The sequence below is a fragment of the Liquorilactobacillus hordei DSM 19519 genome, from assembly GCF_019443985.1.
Taxonomy (GTDB): domain Bacteria; phylum Bacillota; class Bacilli; order Lactobacillales; family Lactobacillaceae; genus Liquorilactobacillus; species Liquorilactobacillus hordei.
Genome location: NZ_CP049303.1, coordinates 2,044,099 through 2,060,353 on the forward strand (window position 1 = coordinate 2,044,099; position 16,255 = coordinate 2,060,353).

Here is a 16,255-nt window from a genome sequence, read left to right on the forward strand (position 1 = left end):
GAATCAGTTTAACAGAATTAAAAGTAATAGACCACATTATTTTTAATTTTCATGAAATAAAAAAATAGGTCTCTTTTTTATTATTAATGTTTTTTAGGACCATAAGTTAGATTAGTTTCGATATATCCAATCACAGTCAACGAAGGGGTCGTGCCAAAAGTTCCTGCACAACCCCTAGATATTATTTAGATTCTTATTCAACTGCTCTAAGATTTATCACTCTATCCAGTTCTTCAATCGTTGGCCGTTTCTTTAATATTTCCTTCAAATGCTCCAGGTGCACATCAGAATTCCACGAGAGAATTCCCACCAATGTTTGTTTGTCAAAATAATAAACAATATATTTATCATCTCCAAGTGTCTCTGCGTACATCTTCAAACTTGAATTAACTTGGCCGAACGCTTCCCAATTAATATCAAATACCCAACTATAAAAAACCGGTGTGTAGTTGTAAGTCCCAGTCACTCCAGCCATCTGTTTTCCAACAAAGAGTCCTGAATTGATAGCATGTCTAACATGACCTGCACTTTGTCGACCTAAAATCTGATCAGGATAAGAGATAATGTCACCAGCAGCCCAAATATCGGAGACAGAGGTCTTTAACTGTTCATTAACAACAACTCCATGTTCATCTACCTTGAGACCAGCCTCACTAGCCAAGCTATAATCTGTAAATGCTCCAATTCCTAAGACAAGGCCAGCACCTTGCAGTACGGTCCCATCATTTAACTGAACTTTAACTTCATCTCCAACAAGATCATAGCTAGATGCCTTTTTGTTATGGTAGATTTTTATTCCTGCCTTGAGATATTTTTCCTCATATTTCTCACTTAAAAATATAGGGAACTTCTTATCGAAAATCCTATCCCCAGTAATCACCAATGAGACCTTAGTATCACTTTGAATCAATCCTGCAGCAATTTCACTTCCAATATAGCCATTTCCTACAACAATCACATGCTTACCTTTACCACTGAACTTACGAATTTTGAGATAATCTTGCTTTGATCTTAATGCAATTACACGTTCACTATTTTCACCTTTAAGTGTTTTTGCTTCACTACCAGTTGCAAGTAGCAATTTATCATATTCAAATTCCTCACCATTATCGGTTTCTATGGTATGCTTTTTTGGGTTAACTTTTGTTACCTTAGTTGCTAGCTTTATCCACGCATCATATTTTTGAGCTGTATGAAAATCAATATCTTCATCATGAAAATCTGGGTCCACCCAAAGTTTTTTACTTAGTGCCGGTCTAGCATATGGTTCATCCGTATCTGACGAGATAATTCCGATTGTTCCTTCCTTATCTATCGAACGAATACCAGCTACCGCCTGATCTGCGGCCATTCCACCACCAACAATTAAATATTTATATTTTTTAATTTCCTTCGTCATTCAGGTTACCTCCCCTTATTAATGGAACAAGATAGATTACTTTTGTTGAAATATACATAACACACTAATTGTATTATAAAGTATCTTTCGGGCAACTTAAAAAAATTTGCTTATTTTTTATTTAACTAGATTGAAATGTTACAATTAATTATTGAATATTAAAGGAGGAGCATTCATTATGTATACTATTGGGCTAACTTCATGGAGTGAGCACAGATCACTGATTAAAAATATTGATCATCCACTGACCTTACAAGAATACAGTGCTTTCTTCCCAACGGTTGAACTTGATACATTCTTTTATGGTATTCCACGGGTTACGAGTGTCGCTGCCTGGCTCACGAAGGTTCCTAGCGATTTTAAGTTTGTCATCAAAGCCAATCGTTCTTTCACACTTCACCCTGGAGAAGAATTAACAAAAGATGAGCTTTCAAAAAAAATTAATGCGTTCAAAGAAGCTATTAGTCCACTGATTGAACAAAACGCACTTAAAACTATCTTATGCCAATTTCCACCTTATTTTGATGCTACAGCAAAAAATGTGGCCTACTTAAAATATCTGATAAAAGAACTTGCAGGTCTCCCACTTTCCTTTGAGTTTAGAAATCGTAGTTGGTTTAATTCACAAATATTCAATTCACTCATTACTTTTTGTACTCAAAATAAGATAACTTTAGTCGCCGTTGATGAACCTTCTATTGGTCGATTATCGGTTCCTTTCAAACCAGTTATCACCAACAAACAACTTTTATTGATTAGACTTCATGGCAGAAACAAAGCAGGATGGCAGCACATAGGGCCTGACTGGCGTAAGTACAGAACTCTTTATGATTATTCTGATGAAGAACTCAATCGTTTGAAAGATACCTTATTTTCTCTACAAAATTCAGTTCAAGAAATTTGTATTATTTTCAATAATAATTCTGGTGGTCACGCGGCGCAAAATGCACTGTCATTAAAAAAAATGTTGAATGTCCAATTCCACAATCTCAACAAAAAGCCACCAGAACAATTGGACTTTTTTTAATTTCAGTTATTAAGAAATGTAGCAGTAAGAAGTCAGAAAAACTTGATTACTAATTCAAAGTTAAGCGAAGAATTTTAACCTATATAACATGTTTACTCGTGACAAATAAAGGAGCCGAATCAAATTAACTTTTGACTCAGTCCCTTCTTCTATTTTCAGTATACTAATATGATAAAATTATTTATTAAATAATAATGCCATCACAATGATCTATCTCATGTTGAATAATTTGTGCAATAAATTCTGAAAAAACTTGTCTTTGTTGTACAAACTCCTTATCCAGATATTCAACTGTGATACTTTTATATCGACTTATCTTTCTTTGACCAGCAAGGGATAAGCATCCCTCTGTTGCTTGATATGATTTACTTTTTTTAGTAATCACTGGATTAATCATAGGTACTGCAAATGGTCCCATCTGACAAATAATTATCCGCTTATATTCATCAATCATATTTGCAGCCATTCCTACGCATTCATCTTCGTGTGCCTTTAAAGTATCTATCAAATCAATAATTATCTGCTTATCAGCCTTAGTTGCTGGCTTAGATTTAAGTCTTAACTTGTCAATATCACTGTTAATTCTGCGAATCATCTGACAGCCCCATCTGCATAAATTGGATGTGCATCGGTTAATACTTTTACTTCTTTTGCAACCTTTTTTAATGTTTCTGAATTTTCAGGTGCTTCTAACACTTCTACAATCAATTTTGCTACTTTTGCAGCATCAGCTTCTTTAAATCCACGGCTAGTGATTGCAGCTGTCCCAACTCGAATTCCACTAGTCTTGAATGGACTCAGCGTCTCAAATGGAATTGAGTTCTTATTAACAGTAATATTGACTGAATCTAATAACTTCTCGGCTTGTTTTCCATTTAATCCAAAGCCTAATACATCAACTAAGATTAAATGATTATCAGTTCCACCAGAAACTAACCGTGCTTTTTTGGACTTTGTAAACACATCAGCCATTGCTGCAGTATTCGCAATAACCTGCTTGCAATATTCCTTGAAACTAGGATCAAGAGCTTCCTTGAACGCTGCTGCCTTACCAGCAATCACATGTTCTAATGGTCCTCCTTGAATACCTGGAAAAATTGCACTATTTATTTTTTTTGCCAGTGTTTCATCATTTGTCAAAATCATACCACCACGAGGTCCACGTAGTGTCTTATGGGTCGTAGTAGTTGTAATGTCAGCATATGGAACTGGGCTTGGATGTACTCCTGCGGCGACGAGGCCAGCAATATGGGCCATGTCGACCATGAGTTTTGCTCCAACTTCATCCGCAATTTTTTTAAACTTTGCAAAGTCAATTATTCTTGAATAAGCACTTGCCCCCGCAACAATTAACTTTGGCCGATGTTTCTTGGCTAATTCTAGAATTTCATCATAATCAAGCATTTCAGTATTCTTGTCCACACCATATCCGACAAAGTTGTATGTTTTACCGCTAAAATTAACTGGAGAACCATGGGTCAAATGTCCTCCTGCAGCTAAATCCATTCCCAAAACAGTATCGCCAGGTTGAATTAACGCCAAATATGCGGCTGCATTTGCCTGTGACCCTGAATGTGGCTGTACATTAGCAAATTTTGCTCCAAATATTTTCTTAGCCCGTTCAATTGCTAAACTCTCAACAACATCTATGTACTCGCATCCACCATAGTACCGCTTTCCGGGATAACCCTCAGCGTATTTATTAGTCAATACACTTCCTTGGGCAGCAAGTACCGCTTTTGACACAATATTTTCTGAAGCAATCAACTCCAAGTTACCTTGTTGTCGCTTCTCTTCAGCAGCAATCGCCTGCCATAATTCTGAATCAAACTCTTTATAATCCATCTGCCAATCATCTCCATTCTTGCTTGTTATTGTACCATAGCCAAAATCAGAGTGTGACTCAAGTTGGGAAAATTAGGTGGAGAATTTTGACCAAGTCATATTTCTTCTATATGGTAATATTACCTTCATACAAGTAATATATTTCTGGTTTTTTGTGTGGCTCTCCATCTTTATCTTTCCAAAAAAAGTTCTTCTGATTAACTCTAGTTAGACGTTTATGATCATAAAACTTAAAATTGGATGAATTATCGGTAAACAAGTAAAAGTTTTTTACCCCCAGGCCCTGAAGATAATCGTAAAAATGTTTATACAGCTTTCCTCCGATTCCCAGTCCTTGGTATCCTTCTTTAACAATTAATAAATTAAGAGCTCCGCCATATTTCTTTCCACTTAACGCCAATAGTTCTTCATCAATATTCATCGTTTCCATATATTGTGCAAAGATATAATTTTTATCTTCGAATCCTGCCAACTGCAATAATGCTTTCAATTGACGCCTTTGCCAAACATACTGCAACCTTGACCACTGTTCATGACTTGTTGCCACTATTCCAGCCACCTTGTTAGCTATCACTGCCACAAAGACATCATCGGCTCCGACTAACAAGTCACATAGGAAAAACTCGGCCATTGGTTTAACTAACGGTTTTTCTATCCATTCACGATAGTTCCATGTTTCTATGACCATTTCAAGAACTTCTTGGTAGTCAGCATCTACCATTTTTCTATAAACAACTTCCTCTTTCATCTTCAGACTCTCCAGACATTTAAATCAATTCATTCTCTTCTATCGTACCGTAAAATTCATGAAAGGCAAAATGCTCAACATAAGATCTTTGCATATTTTTATTTTATGGTTTTTTGCCTTACCGCAATATATTATCTATGATATACTGAAGGTTAAATATAAAAAAATAATTGGTGGACTTAACAATGACGTATCGTGTTTTTGCATTATCTCTTGCACCGCCCCTCTTCTTAATTAACAATCCGTAACATAAAAAATAAAAAGGGGTCACACAAATGATAGAAGCAATTGAATTAAAAGTAGGAATGATTTTTCAAAAAAATGGGAAACTCATAAAGGTACTTGAGACAAACCATCATAAACCTGGCAAGGGCAATACTGTTATGCAAATGAAGCTAAACGACATTCGTTCTGGTTCTATTGTTCAGACAACTATGCGTCCCACAGAAAAAGTTGACTTAGCAATAGTTGATAAAAAGAAAGCTCAGTTTTTATATAAACAAGATGATATCGTCTTCTTTATGGACTTAGATACCTACGAGCAATACGAATTACCTGCTCAGCTAATTGAAGCTGAAAGTAAGTACTTGATCCCTGATTTACAAGTTCAATTGAACTTTTGTAATAATGAGTTAATTGGAGTCGATTTACCAACAATAGTTGAAATGACTGTCGTTGAAACTGAACCAACTATTAAGGGCGCAACTGCCGCTAGTGGTGGAAAGCCTGCAACAATGGATACAGGCCTTATTGTTGTTGTTCCTGATTTCATCAAAAATGGTGAAAAACTAGTTATCAACACTGGGAATGGAACATATAAACAACGAGCTTAAAAATATTATCATCCTTTCTGATATTTCCTAATTAATAAATTACAATAACAAAATAAAGACTTAAATTAATATAAAGCGACCCCTGAAGGTTAGACAAAAGCCTAATTTTCAGAGGTCGCTATTTTTATGCCAAAAAAATTTATTTAATAATCTGTAAATTATTAGGTTGGATTGCTTCTATCTTTTTATGTTTCTTTAGATATTTTGCTATTAACTTAGGCATATCATCTTCATAGGCTCGAATACTCTTTGTTATATTAAACATTGGGTACTCACCACCACCAACAGCACGGTATTGACTAATTGCAACATCAATCTTGTCAGTATCCTTAAGTACTTGATTATGATACAAAATACTAAGAACACGTTTTCCAACTGGTTTAGTTAAATCAAAAACGTAATTTATACCTGAATAGTAATCATAATTATACAACTGAGCTTTAGGTATACTAGAGCTGTTTGTCATACAGATTGATCCATCTGGCTGTAATTCAAAAAAGCTGGCACAACGTTCAAGTGCTGCCCTCAAGTCTGCCCCACTAATTCGCTCAACTACCAAAGTATTCGGATAGACATAGTTATTCAAAATATCACGTACTGTAATTTGCGCATCATATCCACTAACTTCATTGTTAAATAGCGCAGAACCTGCAACATCAGTTCCTGTAACATCCATCTGAATGCGATTGATTAAATCCAAATACGCGTGTCCATGCAGCCTTGCAGCTAGATGATCATGAATACGCATATCACCATTGATCTTTGCTACCGGTATATCTAGCCAATTTTCAATATCGCGTTTCAAATCAGTTAAAAGTGATTCCAATTCTTGATTTACCACTCGTTTACTTGTATCAATTAGTTCAGCATGTGAATTGATTATTTTTTTATTATTATCTAATTCTATCGAAATCTGACCCACATTTTCAGCACGACATCCTGGTTGAGTTGTCGGTACTCCATATACTTTTTTTGCTATTTTTCTGTGCTGATGACCTGTCACCAATGCGTCAATTCCCGGTATTTCAGAAAGCAGTGCATATCCCTCATTTTCACCTGTCAACCGTTCAGTTGGTTTACCATTATCCAGATCTTTTTCAAAACCGCCATGGTAAGCAACCACTACCACATCAGCCTTTTCTTTTAGAATTGGTACATATTTTCTTGCAGTTTCAAGCACAGAATTAAAAGTAATTCCTTCAATGTTCTCAGCTTTTTCCCAGTGTGGCACATACTGTGTAGTTAATCCCAAAATAGCGATTTTAATTCCTGCTTTTTCAATTATTTGATATGGTTGGTCAATAATATCCTGTGCTTTTTCACCACCAATATTTGCACCTATAATTGGGTATTTTTTATTTTTCAAAGTTTCTTTAATATATGCCAGTCCATAATCAAATTCGTGATTACCTAAAACCGCTGCATCTACATCCAAAAGACTTGTCATTTTACAAAAAATCTGATTATATTCCTTTGTTTTCCTTGTTCGATAAATATAATCAGACAGTGGAGAGCCCTCTAAGAAATCACCATTTTCAATATATACGATAACCTCATCATCTGCTGCATCTTCTTTAATAGACTTAATAACCTGTGCAGCTTTTAGGTAGCCGAAGGGTTGATAGTCTGCTTTACTGCTAAAATTGGTTGGAAAAATATACCCATGTACATCACTCGTCGAGAGAATTTTAACTTTCATATGCTCAAACCATCTTCTTTCTCAGTCTTCTTGAAAAGTATGTTAATTAAATCATAATAATTATTTTCAGTAGAATAATTCTAGCGAACTTTATAACTAAGCATTATTTTACTCAATTAAAAATATTTCTTGATTCCTTAACTAACAACTGCCCCAAGAAAAAGGTCCGGCTCAAAATTTAATTTTGGTCCGACCCCTTCATCTATTTCAGATAATCATACTTCATAAATCAAAATTTTCTGCCTAGACTTTTGTATCCGAAATGATAGTTTCATGATCCATAATCTTGCTTAATCTCTCTCGATCCTCCGCAATCAATAATAGGAAAATTGTTTCCACTGCCGTCATTGCAGCAACTCTAGAGAAATAGTACTCCGATTGCAATACTCTTTGTCTAACAGCTGTGCGCAAGTGATAATCTGCTTCTAGTGCAATCGGTGAATCATTACGGTTGGTAATTGCGATAATTCTCATACCTTGTTTTTTAGCCACTTCAATTTGTTTTAATAAGGACTTAGACTCTCCTGAATTAGAGATAACCATTAGTGTATCTTTATCAGTCAAATTGAGAGTCTGACCTATTGAAGTCTGCCATGATTCTGAACAAATTGATAAAATTCCAATTTGATTAAATCGGTAGGCCGCATCTGCAACAACAGGGAATGTATTCCCCTCTGCTGCAATCTGTAAAATATGCGAATTCTGGATTAACTTCATAATCTTCTTGATTGTTGGAGTAGTCACATTATTTAGCGTATTAGTAATCTCCGCATTCTTATTATCTCTAATGTTGGCGATTGCCTGTTGAATATTATCGATATTAATAACTTTATAGTAATTAGACTCATCATCAGATACTTTTGCTAATTCAATCTTCAATTGATGAAATCCCGACAGTTGTAGGTTTTTACAAAAACGAGAAACAGATGCCTCGCTAACGACTGCTTTAGCCGCGAGCTCTGAAATTGTATAGTTCACCGCATCTCCAGGATTCTTTAAAATAACCTGTGCAATTTTTTTGTCGGTCTGGGTCATAGTACTCAAGTTACTATATATTATATCAACTACATTTTCGCCGCTCATTAATTTCAGTCCTCCAAACAACTATATAAAATAAAATTAATTATATAGTATCATTTATTCTTTGAAAAGCGCTATCTTTTTGGGCTTCCAAATACCATAAATTATTCCAGCTACAACAGCCCCAATTATTAAGGATAAAACAAAATACAAAGGATTGTGCATTAACAAAACAACCCATAATCCTCCATGAGGAGCTGGCACACTAACCTTCCAGAATTGAGCTAATCCCCCACCAATTACTGAACCAATAATACATGAACCAATTACCCTCAACGGATCTGCGATTGCAAAAGGAATTGCTCCTTCAGTAATAAATGAAATTCCTAAAACATAATTACTAATTCCAGCCTTACGCTCATCTTCTGTAAATTTACTTTTCCAGATAGTTGTCGCGATTGCAATTGCCAATGGTGGAATCATTCCGCCAACCATTACTGAAGCCATCATACTTCCGTCACCCGTTGCCGATAATACCCCAATTGCTGTTGTATAAGCTGCTTTATTCACTGGGCCACCTAGATCTACAGCCTGCATTCCACCAAGAATTGCTCCAAGCAAGATTGCATTTGCAGTTCCCATAGTTGTTAGAAAATGTACCAAAAATAAATTAACTACTGAAAAGATTGGATCAATTACGAAAAACATCAATGTTCCTACAAAAAACAATCCCAACACAGGAAATATTATCATTGGTTTTAAACCATCTAATGATTTTGGTAATTTAATAAATGCCTTTTTCAAAAATAAAATCAAATAACCTGCGATAAAACCTGCAATGATTCCGCCAATGAAACCTGCACTACCACTTGATTTAACAATACTTGCACTTGCTTGGGTTGCCATATAGCCACCAACAAAACCTGGCATCATGGCTGGACGATCACCAATTGAAAATGCAATAAATCCTGCTAAAATCGGAATTAAAAAACTAAATGCATTTGTCCCTAGAGAATTCAGAAAGATAAACGCCGTTGAAGTTTTCCCTAATGACTGTTCTAGCAAGAACGAAATCGCCATCAATATTCCACCACCGACAACAAATGGCAACATATTCGAAATTCCACTCATCAAGTCTTGGTAGACATGATGCCAAATTCCACCTTGTTTATCCTCCGCACTTGAATTATTATTAGCCCCACCTTCAACTTCAAATGTTGCTAAATTTCCATCTAATACACTTTGAATAAGTTCCTCAGGTTTCTTAATTCCATCAATTACCGCAGTCTGCATGACTTTCTTACCCGCAAAACGTTCTACTTCGACCTTCTTATCTGCTGCGATAATTACCCCTACAGCGTTAGAAATCTCTTCTGCACTTAGTCGATGCTTTACTCCCTCAGATCCATTCGTCTCGACTCTCATCTCGACGTTCATTTTCTTACCCGCTTCAAGCAATGCCGCTTCAGCCATATATGTGTGTGCAATTCCCGTTGGACAGGCTGTTACTGCAACAATTAATGGTAAATCCTGATTTTCAGTCTGCTGACGTTCATCTGTTTTTTTCTTATCACTAGCTGCTTTAAACAATTGCTGAACTTCTTGTGGAGTTACTGCCTTTTTTAATTCTGTAATCAGATTAGCGTCTAAAAGTAATGCAGAAAGACTTGCCAAAGCCTGCAAATGAATATCATTGGCATTAGCTGGTGCAGCAATCATAAAAAACAGGTGAACTGGTTTGCCATCAATCGCATTATAGTCAATCCCTTGTTCACTTTTTGCAAATAAAACAGCTGCTTCTTTCACTGCCTTATTTCTAGCATGAGGCATTGCAATTCCATCCCCAATACCTGTTGTCGCTTCCGCTTCACGTTTGAAGATATCTTGTGTAAAAAGATCTCTATCATCTATTAAACCGTTTTCAAAAAAAGAATTAACCATCTCATGTAATGCATCTTCTTTGGTTTTTGCTTTTAAATCCATGATCATGATGTCACTTTTTAATATATTTAATATATCCATAATGAAAACCTCTTTCTTTTATTTTTATTTAGTGAAAATAATTACAATCAAAATGTAACCGCTTTTTAGAAAAATGTCAACATCTAATTTAAAGTGTTGACAAATAAATTTTCACGTAATAACATGGTGTTGTAAATAAATTTCATTAATTTGCTATTTATGAAAATAAATAAAAAAGAGGTGATTACAAATTGACACCGATTATTCAAAAGTCTCTCACTCTTATCAAGCCAAACATGACTATCAGTCTAGGCGGTGGAAGCAATGTTGCTAAACTTGCTTCTGCTCTAGCAGTAAAACCTGAATTAAATCTAACCATCTGTACACCATCTGAACTTACAAAGAATTATTGTAATTCACTTGGAATCTCTGTTACCAACAGTGATGAGGTTAAGCATATTAACCTTGCTTTTGATGGATGTGATTCACTAGATACAAATCTAAATGCTCTAAAAAGTAATGGTGGAATTCATTTATTTGAGAAAATTAATGCTGAACTAGCGGATGATTACATTATTCTGGCACTATTAGAAAGAGTAACAAAATCACTCAATCCTCAAATTCCGCTCACACTTGAAGTTGTCGATGTTACAAGTGCAGTTGTATTACGACTCCTTAAATATTTGAATCTTAAGAGTAATATCAGATTAGCAAAAGATATAGCTGGTTACGCAAGAACTCCTTCTGGAAATCTCTTAATAGATTGTTATGCACATGATTGGAACAATATTTCGCAGATTAATTCCATAGTCTCGCAACAAAATGGAGTTATTGCTACATCCTTTTTTGAAAACTTAATAACACTTGGTTTAACATTTGATGAAACTGGAAAAGTACATGAATTTAGAAAGGAAGATTAATTATGACAAAATATAACTGGGGCATGGTTGGTACAGGTTGGATTGCACATGAGATGGCTGATGCATTAAATGATGTTAACGGCGAAGTATACGCTGTAGCTGATGTTAACAAAGAAATGTTAGAAAAATTTGCTGCAGAAAAGCATATTAAAAAAACATACACCGATGCAAACGAAATGATTGCGAATCCTGATATCGATGTAATTTATATCGCTACACCACACACATATCATTATCAATATATCAAAGCTGCTTTAGAAGCTGGTAAACATGTATTTTGTGAAAAAGCAATTACTGTTAATGCTAAACAATTTGATGAAGTTGAAGCTCTTGCTAAAGAAAAAGGATTAATTCTGACAGAAGGACTCACCTTGTACCATATGCCTGTTTTTGATCAAGTCAAAGAACTTATCGCTACAGGAAAGTTAGGTGATATCAAATTGGTGCAAGTCAACTTTGGAAGCCTAAAAGATTACGATCCTAAAAATAGATTCTTCAATAAAGATCTTGCAGGAGGAGCATTGTTAGATATCGGGGGATATGCAACAGCATTTGCAAGAACTTTCTTAGCAAGTCAACCCAATACGACATTAACAACTGTTAAGTTCTTTGAAACTGGTGTCGATGAACAATCAGGTATCATCTTGAAAAATAATCAAGAACAACTGGCTGTGATGGCATTGTCAATGCGTGCAAAGCAACCAAAACGTGGAGTTGTTTCTGGAACAAAGGGTTACGTCGAAATCAATAATTACCCTCGTGCTACAAGTGCTGAAGTCACATATACTGCTGATGCACATGAACAGGCCAATGAAGTATTACAAGCCGGTGATGATACACAAGCATTGCGCTACGAAGTCCGCGATATGCAACGTTATATTGATAATGGGCACGACGATGGTCAACTTGCGATATCACGTGACGTTTCACATATCTTAGACAGCGTCCGTAATGCATGGGGTATGAAGTATCCTTTCGATTAATCACAGTACAAACTAAGTAAAAACACTTACTATTAGTTACTTATAGTAAGTGTTTTTTATAAGCTTTTGGTTTGACATTAAAATATTACTATGTTAATTTATTCCCAGAAATTGGGGGGAATTAACGTGAAGAAAAAAATTATTATTGTCGGTGCTTCTCATGGTGGTCATCAGTCTATTCTTGAACTGTTAAGCCGCTATGAAGACATCGACATTACTTTATTTGAAGCAAGCAATTTTGTTTCGTTTATGTCCTGTGGTATGGAACTATACTTGGAAAATAGTGTAACTGATGTTAATGCTGTCCGTAATTTCAGACCTGAGAGTTTTCCACAAGAAAATGTTCATATTTTGAATAATCATCAAGTCACCAAAATAAATAGCGATAAACGAACCGTCTTTGTTACTGATCTAGAAAATGGTAAACAAACTGAAGAATCATATGATAAATTAATTCTGAGTTCAGGTGTAAATCCTAAATCATTACCAATCGCCGGGAACGAACTAGAAAATGTTTATCTAATGCGCGGTTATGATTGGGCTACAAAAATAAAAAGTAAACTAGAAAATCCAGAAGTTAAGAACATTACCGTTGTTGGTGCTGGTTACATTGGTATTGAAGCTGCTGAAGCTGCTGTTAAAGCAGGAAAACATGTCACACTTTTAGATGTTATTGACCGTCCATTAGGAACTTATCTTGATTCTGAGTTAACAGATATTATAAGTGCACATCTAGCAGACAAAGGTGTTGAAATTCATACTGGCGTTAAAATTTCAGCATTTAGTGGTCAAAATAATAAAGTTCAGTTTGTTAAAAGTAATCAAGGTGATTTTCCAAGTGACGTAGTTATTCAAGCAGCCGGTGTTCAGCCAAATACTGAGTGGTTAAAAGGGACTGTTGCTCTAGATGAACGCGGTTGGATTAAAAACGATGAATACCTTAGAACTAACCTTCCTGATGTTTATGCCATTGGTGATGCCACTTTAGCATATTCAATTGCCGCAAGAAAAAAAGTTCCAGTAGCGCTTGCCACTGTTGCTCGGCGCGAGGCTCGTTACTTGGTAAAACATCTTTTTGAAAAAACTCCTGCGGTTCCCTTTGCAGGAATAGTCGGTTCATCAGCCTTAAGTGTCTTCGATTATCACTTCGCTCAGAGTGGTTTAAACAGCTTCACTGCTGAGCGTGCCGGTGTAAAAATAGCTAGTTCCTTCTATGAAGATACCTTACGCCCAAGCTATGTACCAGAGGATAAAGGCAATCCGAAAGTCTATGTAAAACTTTTCTTTGATCCTGAAACTCATCGTCTTCTTGGAGGAGCAGTCTTATCAACATATGATATAACTGCCCAAGGAAATGTTTTAGCACTTGCCATTTCTCATCAATTAAAAGTAGAAGACTTAGCTGAAGCTGACTTCTTCTTCCAACCAGGTTTTGATCGTCAATGGAGTTTGCTCAACTTAGCTGCTCAACATGCACTAGGTGAAGTCGAATTCACGAGAAAGTAATTTATCCTTAATTAAAGAAGACGGAAGTCTGATATAAGTCGGGAAACTTTGAATACTGACTCGAAATTACAGACATGGTAACTATTTTGCTATGAGTAATTCGAAGTTAGGCGGAGAATTTTGCCTTATGGAACACATTTATACAAAATAATTAGCGAGACTAGACCCAAAATTAACTTTTGGTCTAGTCTCGCCTTTTTTGTTCTATATTTTGTATATTATCCAATACCCAAAGATACTTTTATATCATCTAAATTCTGTAATTATAAATTCTTACCATTTATATTAACTATATATCACGTTAGCGCTCGATTTATGAAATTCACCCAACATATACTTTTCCTCTAAACCATAATGATTACTGTTCTTCACTTGACATTATTACTTGAACTTTCTTAGATATGGGGCCATCATGCTGATCAATCCAATTGTTTGACTTGGAAATGCTAGAATTGCTTTACTTAAATCCTCTTGTGTCAACTTCATCCCTATTATCATCGCCAAAACATTAATTAATTCTGGTGCTTCGTCTCCGTAAACACTTGCTCCGACTAGATATGAATTCTGATCAAATATCAACGTTGCTTCTGCATCAGGTTCATTCTTAGTCTGAAAACGTAAACGACTACCAAAAGGAATCTCCTTGATAACATAGCTTTCTTTTTTGTTCTCAATGTCTGCTGTGCTTAACCCAACTTGTGCAATTCTTGGAAGTGTAAATACAACACTTGCAATCGTTGGATACTTAATTGATTCCGGATTTTCACCCAACAATCGGTTTGCCAAGTAATTAGATTCAAACGTTGCAGTAGGTGTTAGCTTAGGAATCTGTTTATCGATAACATCTCCACTAGCATAGATATGTGATACAGATGTTTGTAAATGGTTATCAACAACTATCCCACGCTTATTATATTTCACTCCTGCAGCTTCTAGGTCGAGATCGTCTACATTAGGAATTCTCCCAGTCGCATCAACAATATAGTCCGTTTCAACTTTTAAATCAGATGCGGTCGAAACAATTAATTGATTATTAGCCTTTTGAATTTTTTGTACTGATTCATTAAAATAAACTTTTATTCCCAATTTTTTCATTTGCTGCAATACTTTTTCATTTGCTGCAATACTTTTTCTACATATTTTGCATTAAATTCTCTGAGCGCTCCTGAAGCAAATTCGATAATAGTGACATCTGTTCCGGCAGCTTTCACAAGCATTGCAAACTCCAATGAAACAATTCCAGCTCCGATAAACGTCATATGCTTTGGTAATTTCGGTAAATCTAAGAATTCACGACTATCATGTAACCACTCATTTCCTTCAATTGGGAGATGGTTAGGTATTTGTCCAGTTCCAATTATAAAATCTGTGGCACTTAGAATTTCTTCGCCGACTTTGATAGAACGATCGTCAAGAAATGTTGCTGTTCCCTTATATATTTTAATTCCTAGTGCTTTGAATTGCTGTTCTAGCATTTTATGAAGCGGATTTATTGTCGCACGCTTATATGCCATTAGTTCTGGCCAATCAATATGCAAATCACCTTTTAATCCCATGCCCACATATGAGCTCACCTGATGAATAAGATCAGCCGCCCCATCTAACAAAATCTTAGCATTGCAGCCATAGTTAGTACATGTACCCGCAATTAAATCTTTTTCAATTATCGCTACCTTTTTTCCTGCTTTTTGTAAATCAACTGCTGCATGCCAATTAGCATGTCCGCTACCAACAAAAATAACATCAAATTTTTCCATATTCTACCGCCTTTTTAATCTTCATTTGTTAAATCACTAATAATTTCTGCAACTTGCTCATTCAAGCCATGCATCTGCTTTAAGATTTTAGTAAACTTCTGCTGCTCATTGCCAACCAACTTTGCCTGGATCTTTGCAATTTTATTCTGAATAAACTCAAATCTTTGTTCAGCACTATCAGTAAGAAATAATTCAAAGCTTCGTTTATCGGCAATAGACCTCTCACGTCTTACCCACTGCTTCATCATCAATTTTTTGACAACTGGTGTTAAAGTGTTTGTATCTAAATCTAAGTTATGACAGATTATTGCCAAGGTACATCTACCCTGCTTTTTTATATTCAGTAAAACCATATATTGCAGATACGTTAGTTCATACTCTCCTAAGACTACTTGATACAATTGATGAAAATAACGATTTGTTGTGTAGACAGATAAGCACAACTCATCATAAAAAATATCCTGTTTGCTCATAGCCTCTCCTATTTATATCGTATACGATATATATTACAATTTGCTTTTATAATATGCAACTTTTTCAACTTTTCTTCTAACTA

General features: G+C 35.5%; 15 protein-coding genes. 5 read left to right on the forward strand and 10 right to left on the reverse strand.

Going from position 1 to position 16,255, the window contains the following annotated elements; all coding sequences use genetic code 11:
• Positions 1-193: 193 nt before the first annotated feature.
• Complete coding sequence (locus tag G6O70_RS11270) at positions 194-1,399, reverse strand: NAD(P)/FAD-dependent oxidoreductase (protein WP_057869229.1); 1,206 nt, start codon at positions 1,397-1,399, stop codon at positions 194-196.
• Positions 1,400-1,577: 178 nt separating this feature from the next.
• On the opposite strand from G6O70_RS11270, the gene G6O70_RS11275 reads away from it, so the two are divergent.
• Positions 1,578-2,426, forward strand: a complete 849-nt coding sequence (locus G6O70_RS11275; protein WP_057869230.1) for a DUF72 domain-containing protein — start codon at positions 1,578-1,580, stop codon at positions 2,424-2,426.
• 184 nt (positions 2,427-2,610) lie between these two features.
• On the opposite strand, the gene G6O70_RS11280 is transcribed toward G6O70_RS11275, so the two are convergent.
• The 3 genes from G6O70_RS11280 to G6O70_RS11290 form a co-directional block, all read right to left on the reverse strand.
• Entirely contained in the window at positions 2,611-3,021 is a 411-nt protein-coding gene (locus G6O70_RS11280) for a peptide deformylase (protein ID WP_057869231.1), read from the reverse strand.
• On the reverse strand, positions 3,018-4,271 hold the full coding sequence (gene glyA, locus G6O70_RS11285; RefSeq protein WP_057869232.1) for a serine hydroxymethyltransferase: 1,254 nt from the start codon (positions 4,269-4,271) through the stop codon (positions 3,018-3,020). Before glyA ends, G6O70_RS11280 begins: the two co-directional genes overlap by 4 nt.
• A 106-nt stretch (positions 4,272-4,377) precedes the next feature.
• Positions 4,378-5,019, reverse strand: coding sequence for a GNAT family N-acetyltransferase (locus G6O70_RS11290; RefSeq protein WP_057869233.1), 642 nt, complete (start codon positions 5,017-5,019; stop codon positions 4,378-4,380).
• Positions 5,020-5,294: 275 nt separating this feature from the next.
• Here G6O70_RS11290 and efp point away from each other — a divergent pair, with 275 nt between their 5' ends.
• Positions 5,295-5,852 (forward strand): elongation factor P, encoded by a 558-nt coding sequence (gene efp / locus G6O70_RS11295; protein ID WP_057869234.1) that lies wholly within the window; start codon positions 5,295-5,297, stop codon positions 5,850-5,852.
• 139 nt (positions 5,853-5,991) lie between these two features.
• Here efp and G6O70_RS11300 read toward each other — a convergent pair whose 3' ends face one another.
• From G6O70_RS11300 to G6O70_RS11310, 3 genes are all read right to left on the reverse strand, one after another.
• The gene (locus G6O70_RS11300; protein ID WP_057869235.1) at positions 5,992-7,551 is read right to left on the reverse strand and encodes a bifunctional metallophosphatase/5'-nucleotidase; all 1,560 of its coding nucleotides are present in this window, start codon (positions 7,549-7,551) and stop codon (positions 5,992-5,994) included.
• 243 nt (positions 7,552-7,794) lie between these two features.
• A complete protein-coding gene (locus G6O70_RS11305; protein ID WP_057869236.1) occupies positions 7,795-8,634 on the reverse strand; it encodes a MurR/RpiR family transcriptional regulator in 840 nt (279 codons plus the stop codon).
• Between the two features lie 54 nt (positions 8,635-8,688).
• Positions 8,689-10,593 carry a PTS fructose transporter subunit IIABC gene (locus G6O70_RS11310; RefSeq protein WP_057869237.1) on the reverse strand — a complete coding sequence of 635 codons (1,905 nt, stop codon included), beginning with the start codon at positions 10,591-10,593 and terminating at the stop codon, positions 8,689-8,691.
• A 191-nt stretch (positions 10,594-10,784) separates the two neighbouring features.
• Here G6O70_RS11310 and G6O70_RS11315 point away from each other — a divergent pair, with 191 nt between their 5' ends.
• From G6O70_RS11315 to G6O70_RS11325, 3 genes are all read left to right on the forward strand, one after another.
• A complete protein-coding gene (locus G6O70_RS11315) occupies positions 10,785-11,453 on the forward strand; it encodes a ribose-5-phosphate isomerase A (RefSeq protein ID WP_057869238.1) in 669 nt (222 codons plus the stop codon).
• 2 nt (positions 11,454-11,455) lie between these two features.
• Complete coding sequence (locus G6O70_RS11320; RefSeq protein ID WP_057869239.1) at positions 11,456-12,436, forward strand: Gfo/Idh/MocA family protein; 981 nt, start codon at positions 11,456-11,458, stop codon at positions 12,434-12,436.
• A gap of 90 nt (positions 12,437-12,526) precedes the next feature.
• Positions 12,527-13,942 (forward strand): FAD-dependent oxidoreductase, encoded by a 1,416-nt coding sequence (locus tag G6O70_RS11325; RefSeq protein WP_057869240.1) that lies wholly within the window; start codon positions 12,527-12,529, stop codon positions 13,940-13,942.
• 381 nt (positions 13,943-14,323) lie between these two features.
• Here G6O70_RS11325 and G6O70_RS12270 read toward each other — a convergent pair whose 3' ends face one another.
• The 3 genes from G6O70_RS12270 to G6O70_RS11335 are packed head-to-tail and all read right to left on the reverse strand — an operon-like array spanning position 14,324 to position 16,172.
• Positions 14,324-15,037, reverse strand: coding sequence for an FAD-dependent oxidoreductase (locus G6O70_RS12270; protein ID WP_233419131.1), 714 nt, complete (start codon positions 15,035-15,037; stop codon positions 14,324-14,326).
• On the reverse strand, positions 15,034-15,699 hold the full coding sequence (locus G6O70_RS12275; RefSeq protein ID WP_233419132.1) for an FAD-dependent oxidoreductase: 666 nt from the start codon (positions 15,697-15,699) through the stop codon (positions 15,034-15,036). Before G6O70_RS12275 ends, G6O70_RS12270 begins: the two co-directional genes overlap by 4 nt.
• Before the next feature lie 14 nt (positions 15,700-15,713).
• Positions 15,714-16,172, reverse strand: coding sequence for a MarR family winged helix-turn-helix transcriptional regulator (locus G6O70_RS11335; protein WP_057869241.1), 459 nt, complete (start codon positions 16,170-16,172; stop codon positions 15,714-15,716).
• Between the last annotated feature and the right edge of the window lie 83 nt (positions 16,173-16,255).

Coding starts and splice junctions, on each gene's coding strand:
- G6O70_RS11275 (WP_057869230.1), top strand. CDS start 1,578: ATGTATACTATTGGGCTAACTTCATGGAGTGAGCACAGATCACTGATT.
- G6O70_RS11325 (WP_057869240.1), top strand. CDS start 12,527: ATGTTAATTTATTCCCAGAAATTGGGGGGAATTAACGTGAAGAAAAAA.
- G6O70_RS11280 (WP_057869231.1), bottom strand. CDS start 3,021: ATGATTCGCAGAATTAACAGTGATATTGACAAGTTAAGACTTAAATCT.
- G6O70_RS11320 (WP_057869239.1), top strand. CDS start 11,456: ATGACAAAATATAACTGGGGCATGGTTGGTACAGGTTGGATTGCACAT.
- G6O70_RS11305 (WP_057869236.1), bottom strand. CDS start 8,634: ATGAGCGGCGAAAATGTAGTTGATATAATATATAGTAACTTGAGTACT.
- glyA (WP_057869232.1), bottom strand. CDS start 4,271: ATGGATTATAAAGAGTTTGATTCAGAATTATGGCAGGCGATTGCTGCT.
- G6O70_RS11290 (WP_057869233.1), bottom strand. CDS start 5,019: ATGAAAGAGGAAGTTGTTTATAGAAAAATGGTAGATGCTGACTACCAA.
- G6O70_RS11270 (WP_057869229.1), bottom strand. CDS start 1,399: ATGACGAAGGAAATTAAAAAATATAAATATTTAATTGTTGGTGGTGGA.
- G6O70_RS12270 (WP_233419131.1), bottom strand. CDS start 15,037: ATGAAAAAATTGGGAATAAAAGTTTATTTTAATGAATCAGTACAAAAA.
- G6O70_RS11335 (WP_057869241.1), bottom strand. CDS start 16,172: ATGAGCAAACAGGATATTTTTTATGATGAGTTGTGCTTATCTGTCTAC.
- G6O70_RS12275 (WP_233419132.1), bottom strand. CDS start 15,699: ATGGAAAAATTTGATGTTATTTTTGTTGGTAGCGGACATGCTAATTGG.
- G6O70_RS11300 (WP_057869235.1), bottom strand. CDS start 7,551: ATGAAAGTTAAAATTCTCTCGACGAGTGATGTACATGGGTATATTTTT.
- efp (WP_057869234.1), top strand. CDS start 5,295: ATGATAGAAGCAATTGAATTAAAAGTAGGAATGATTTTTCAAAAAAAT.
- G6O70_RS11310 (WP_057869237.1), bottom strand. CDS start 10,593: ATGGATATATTAAATATATTAAAAAGTGACATCATGATCATGGATTTA.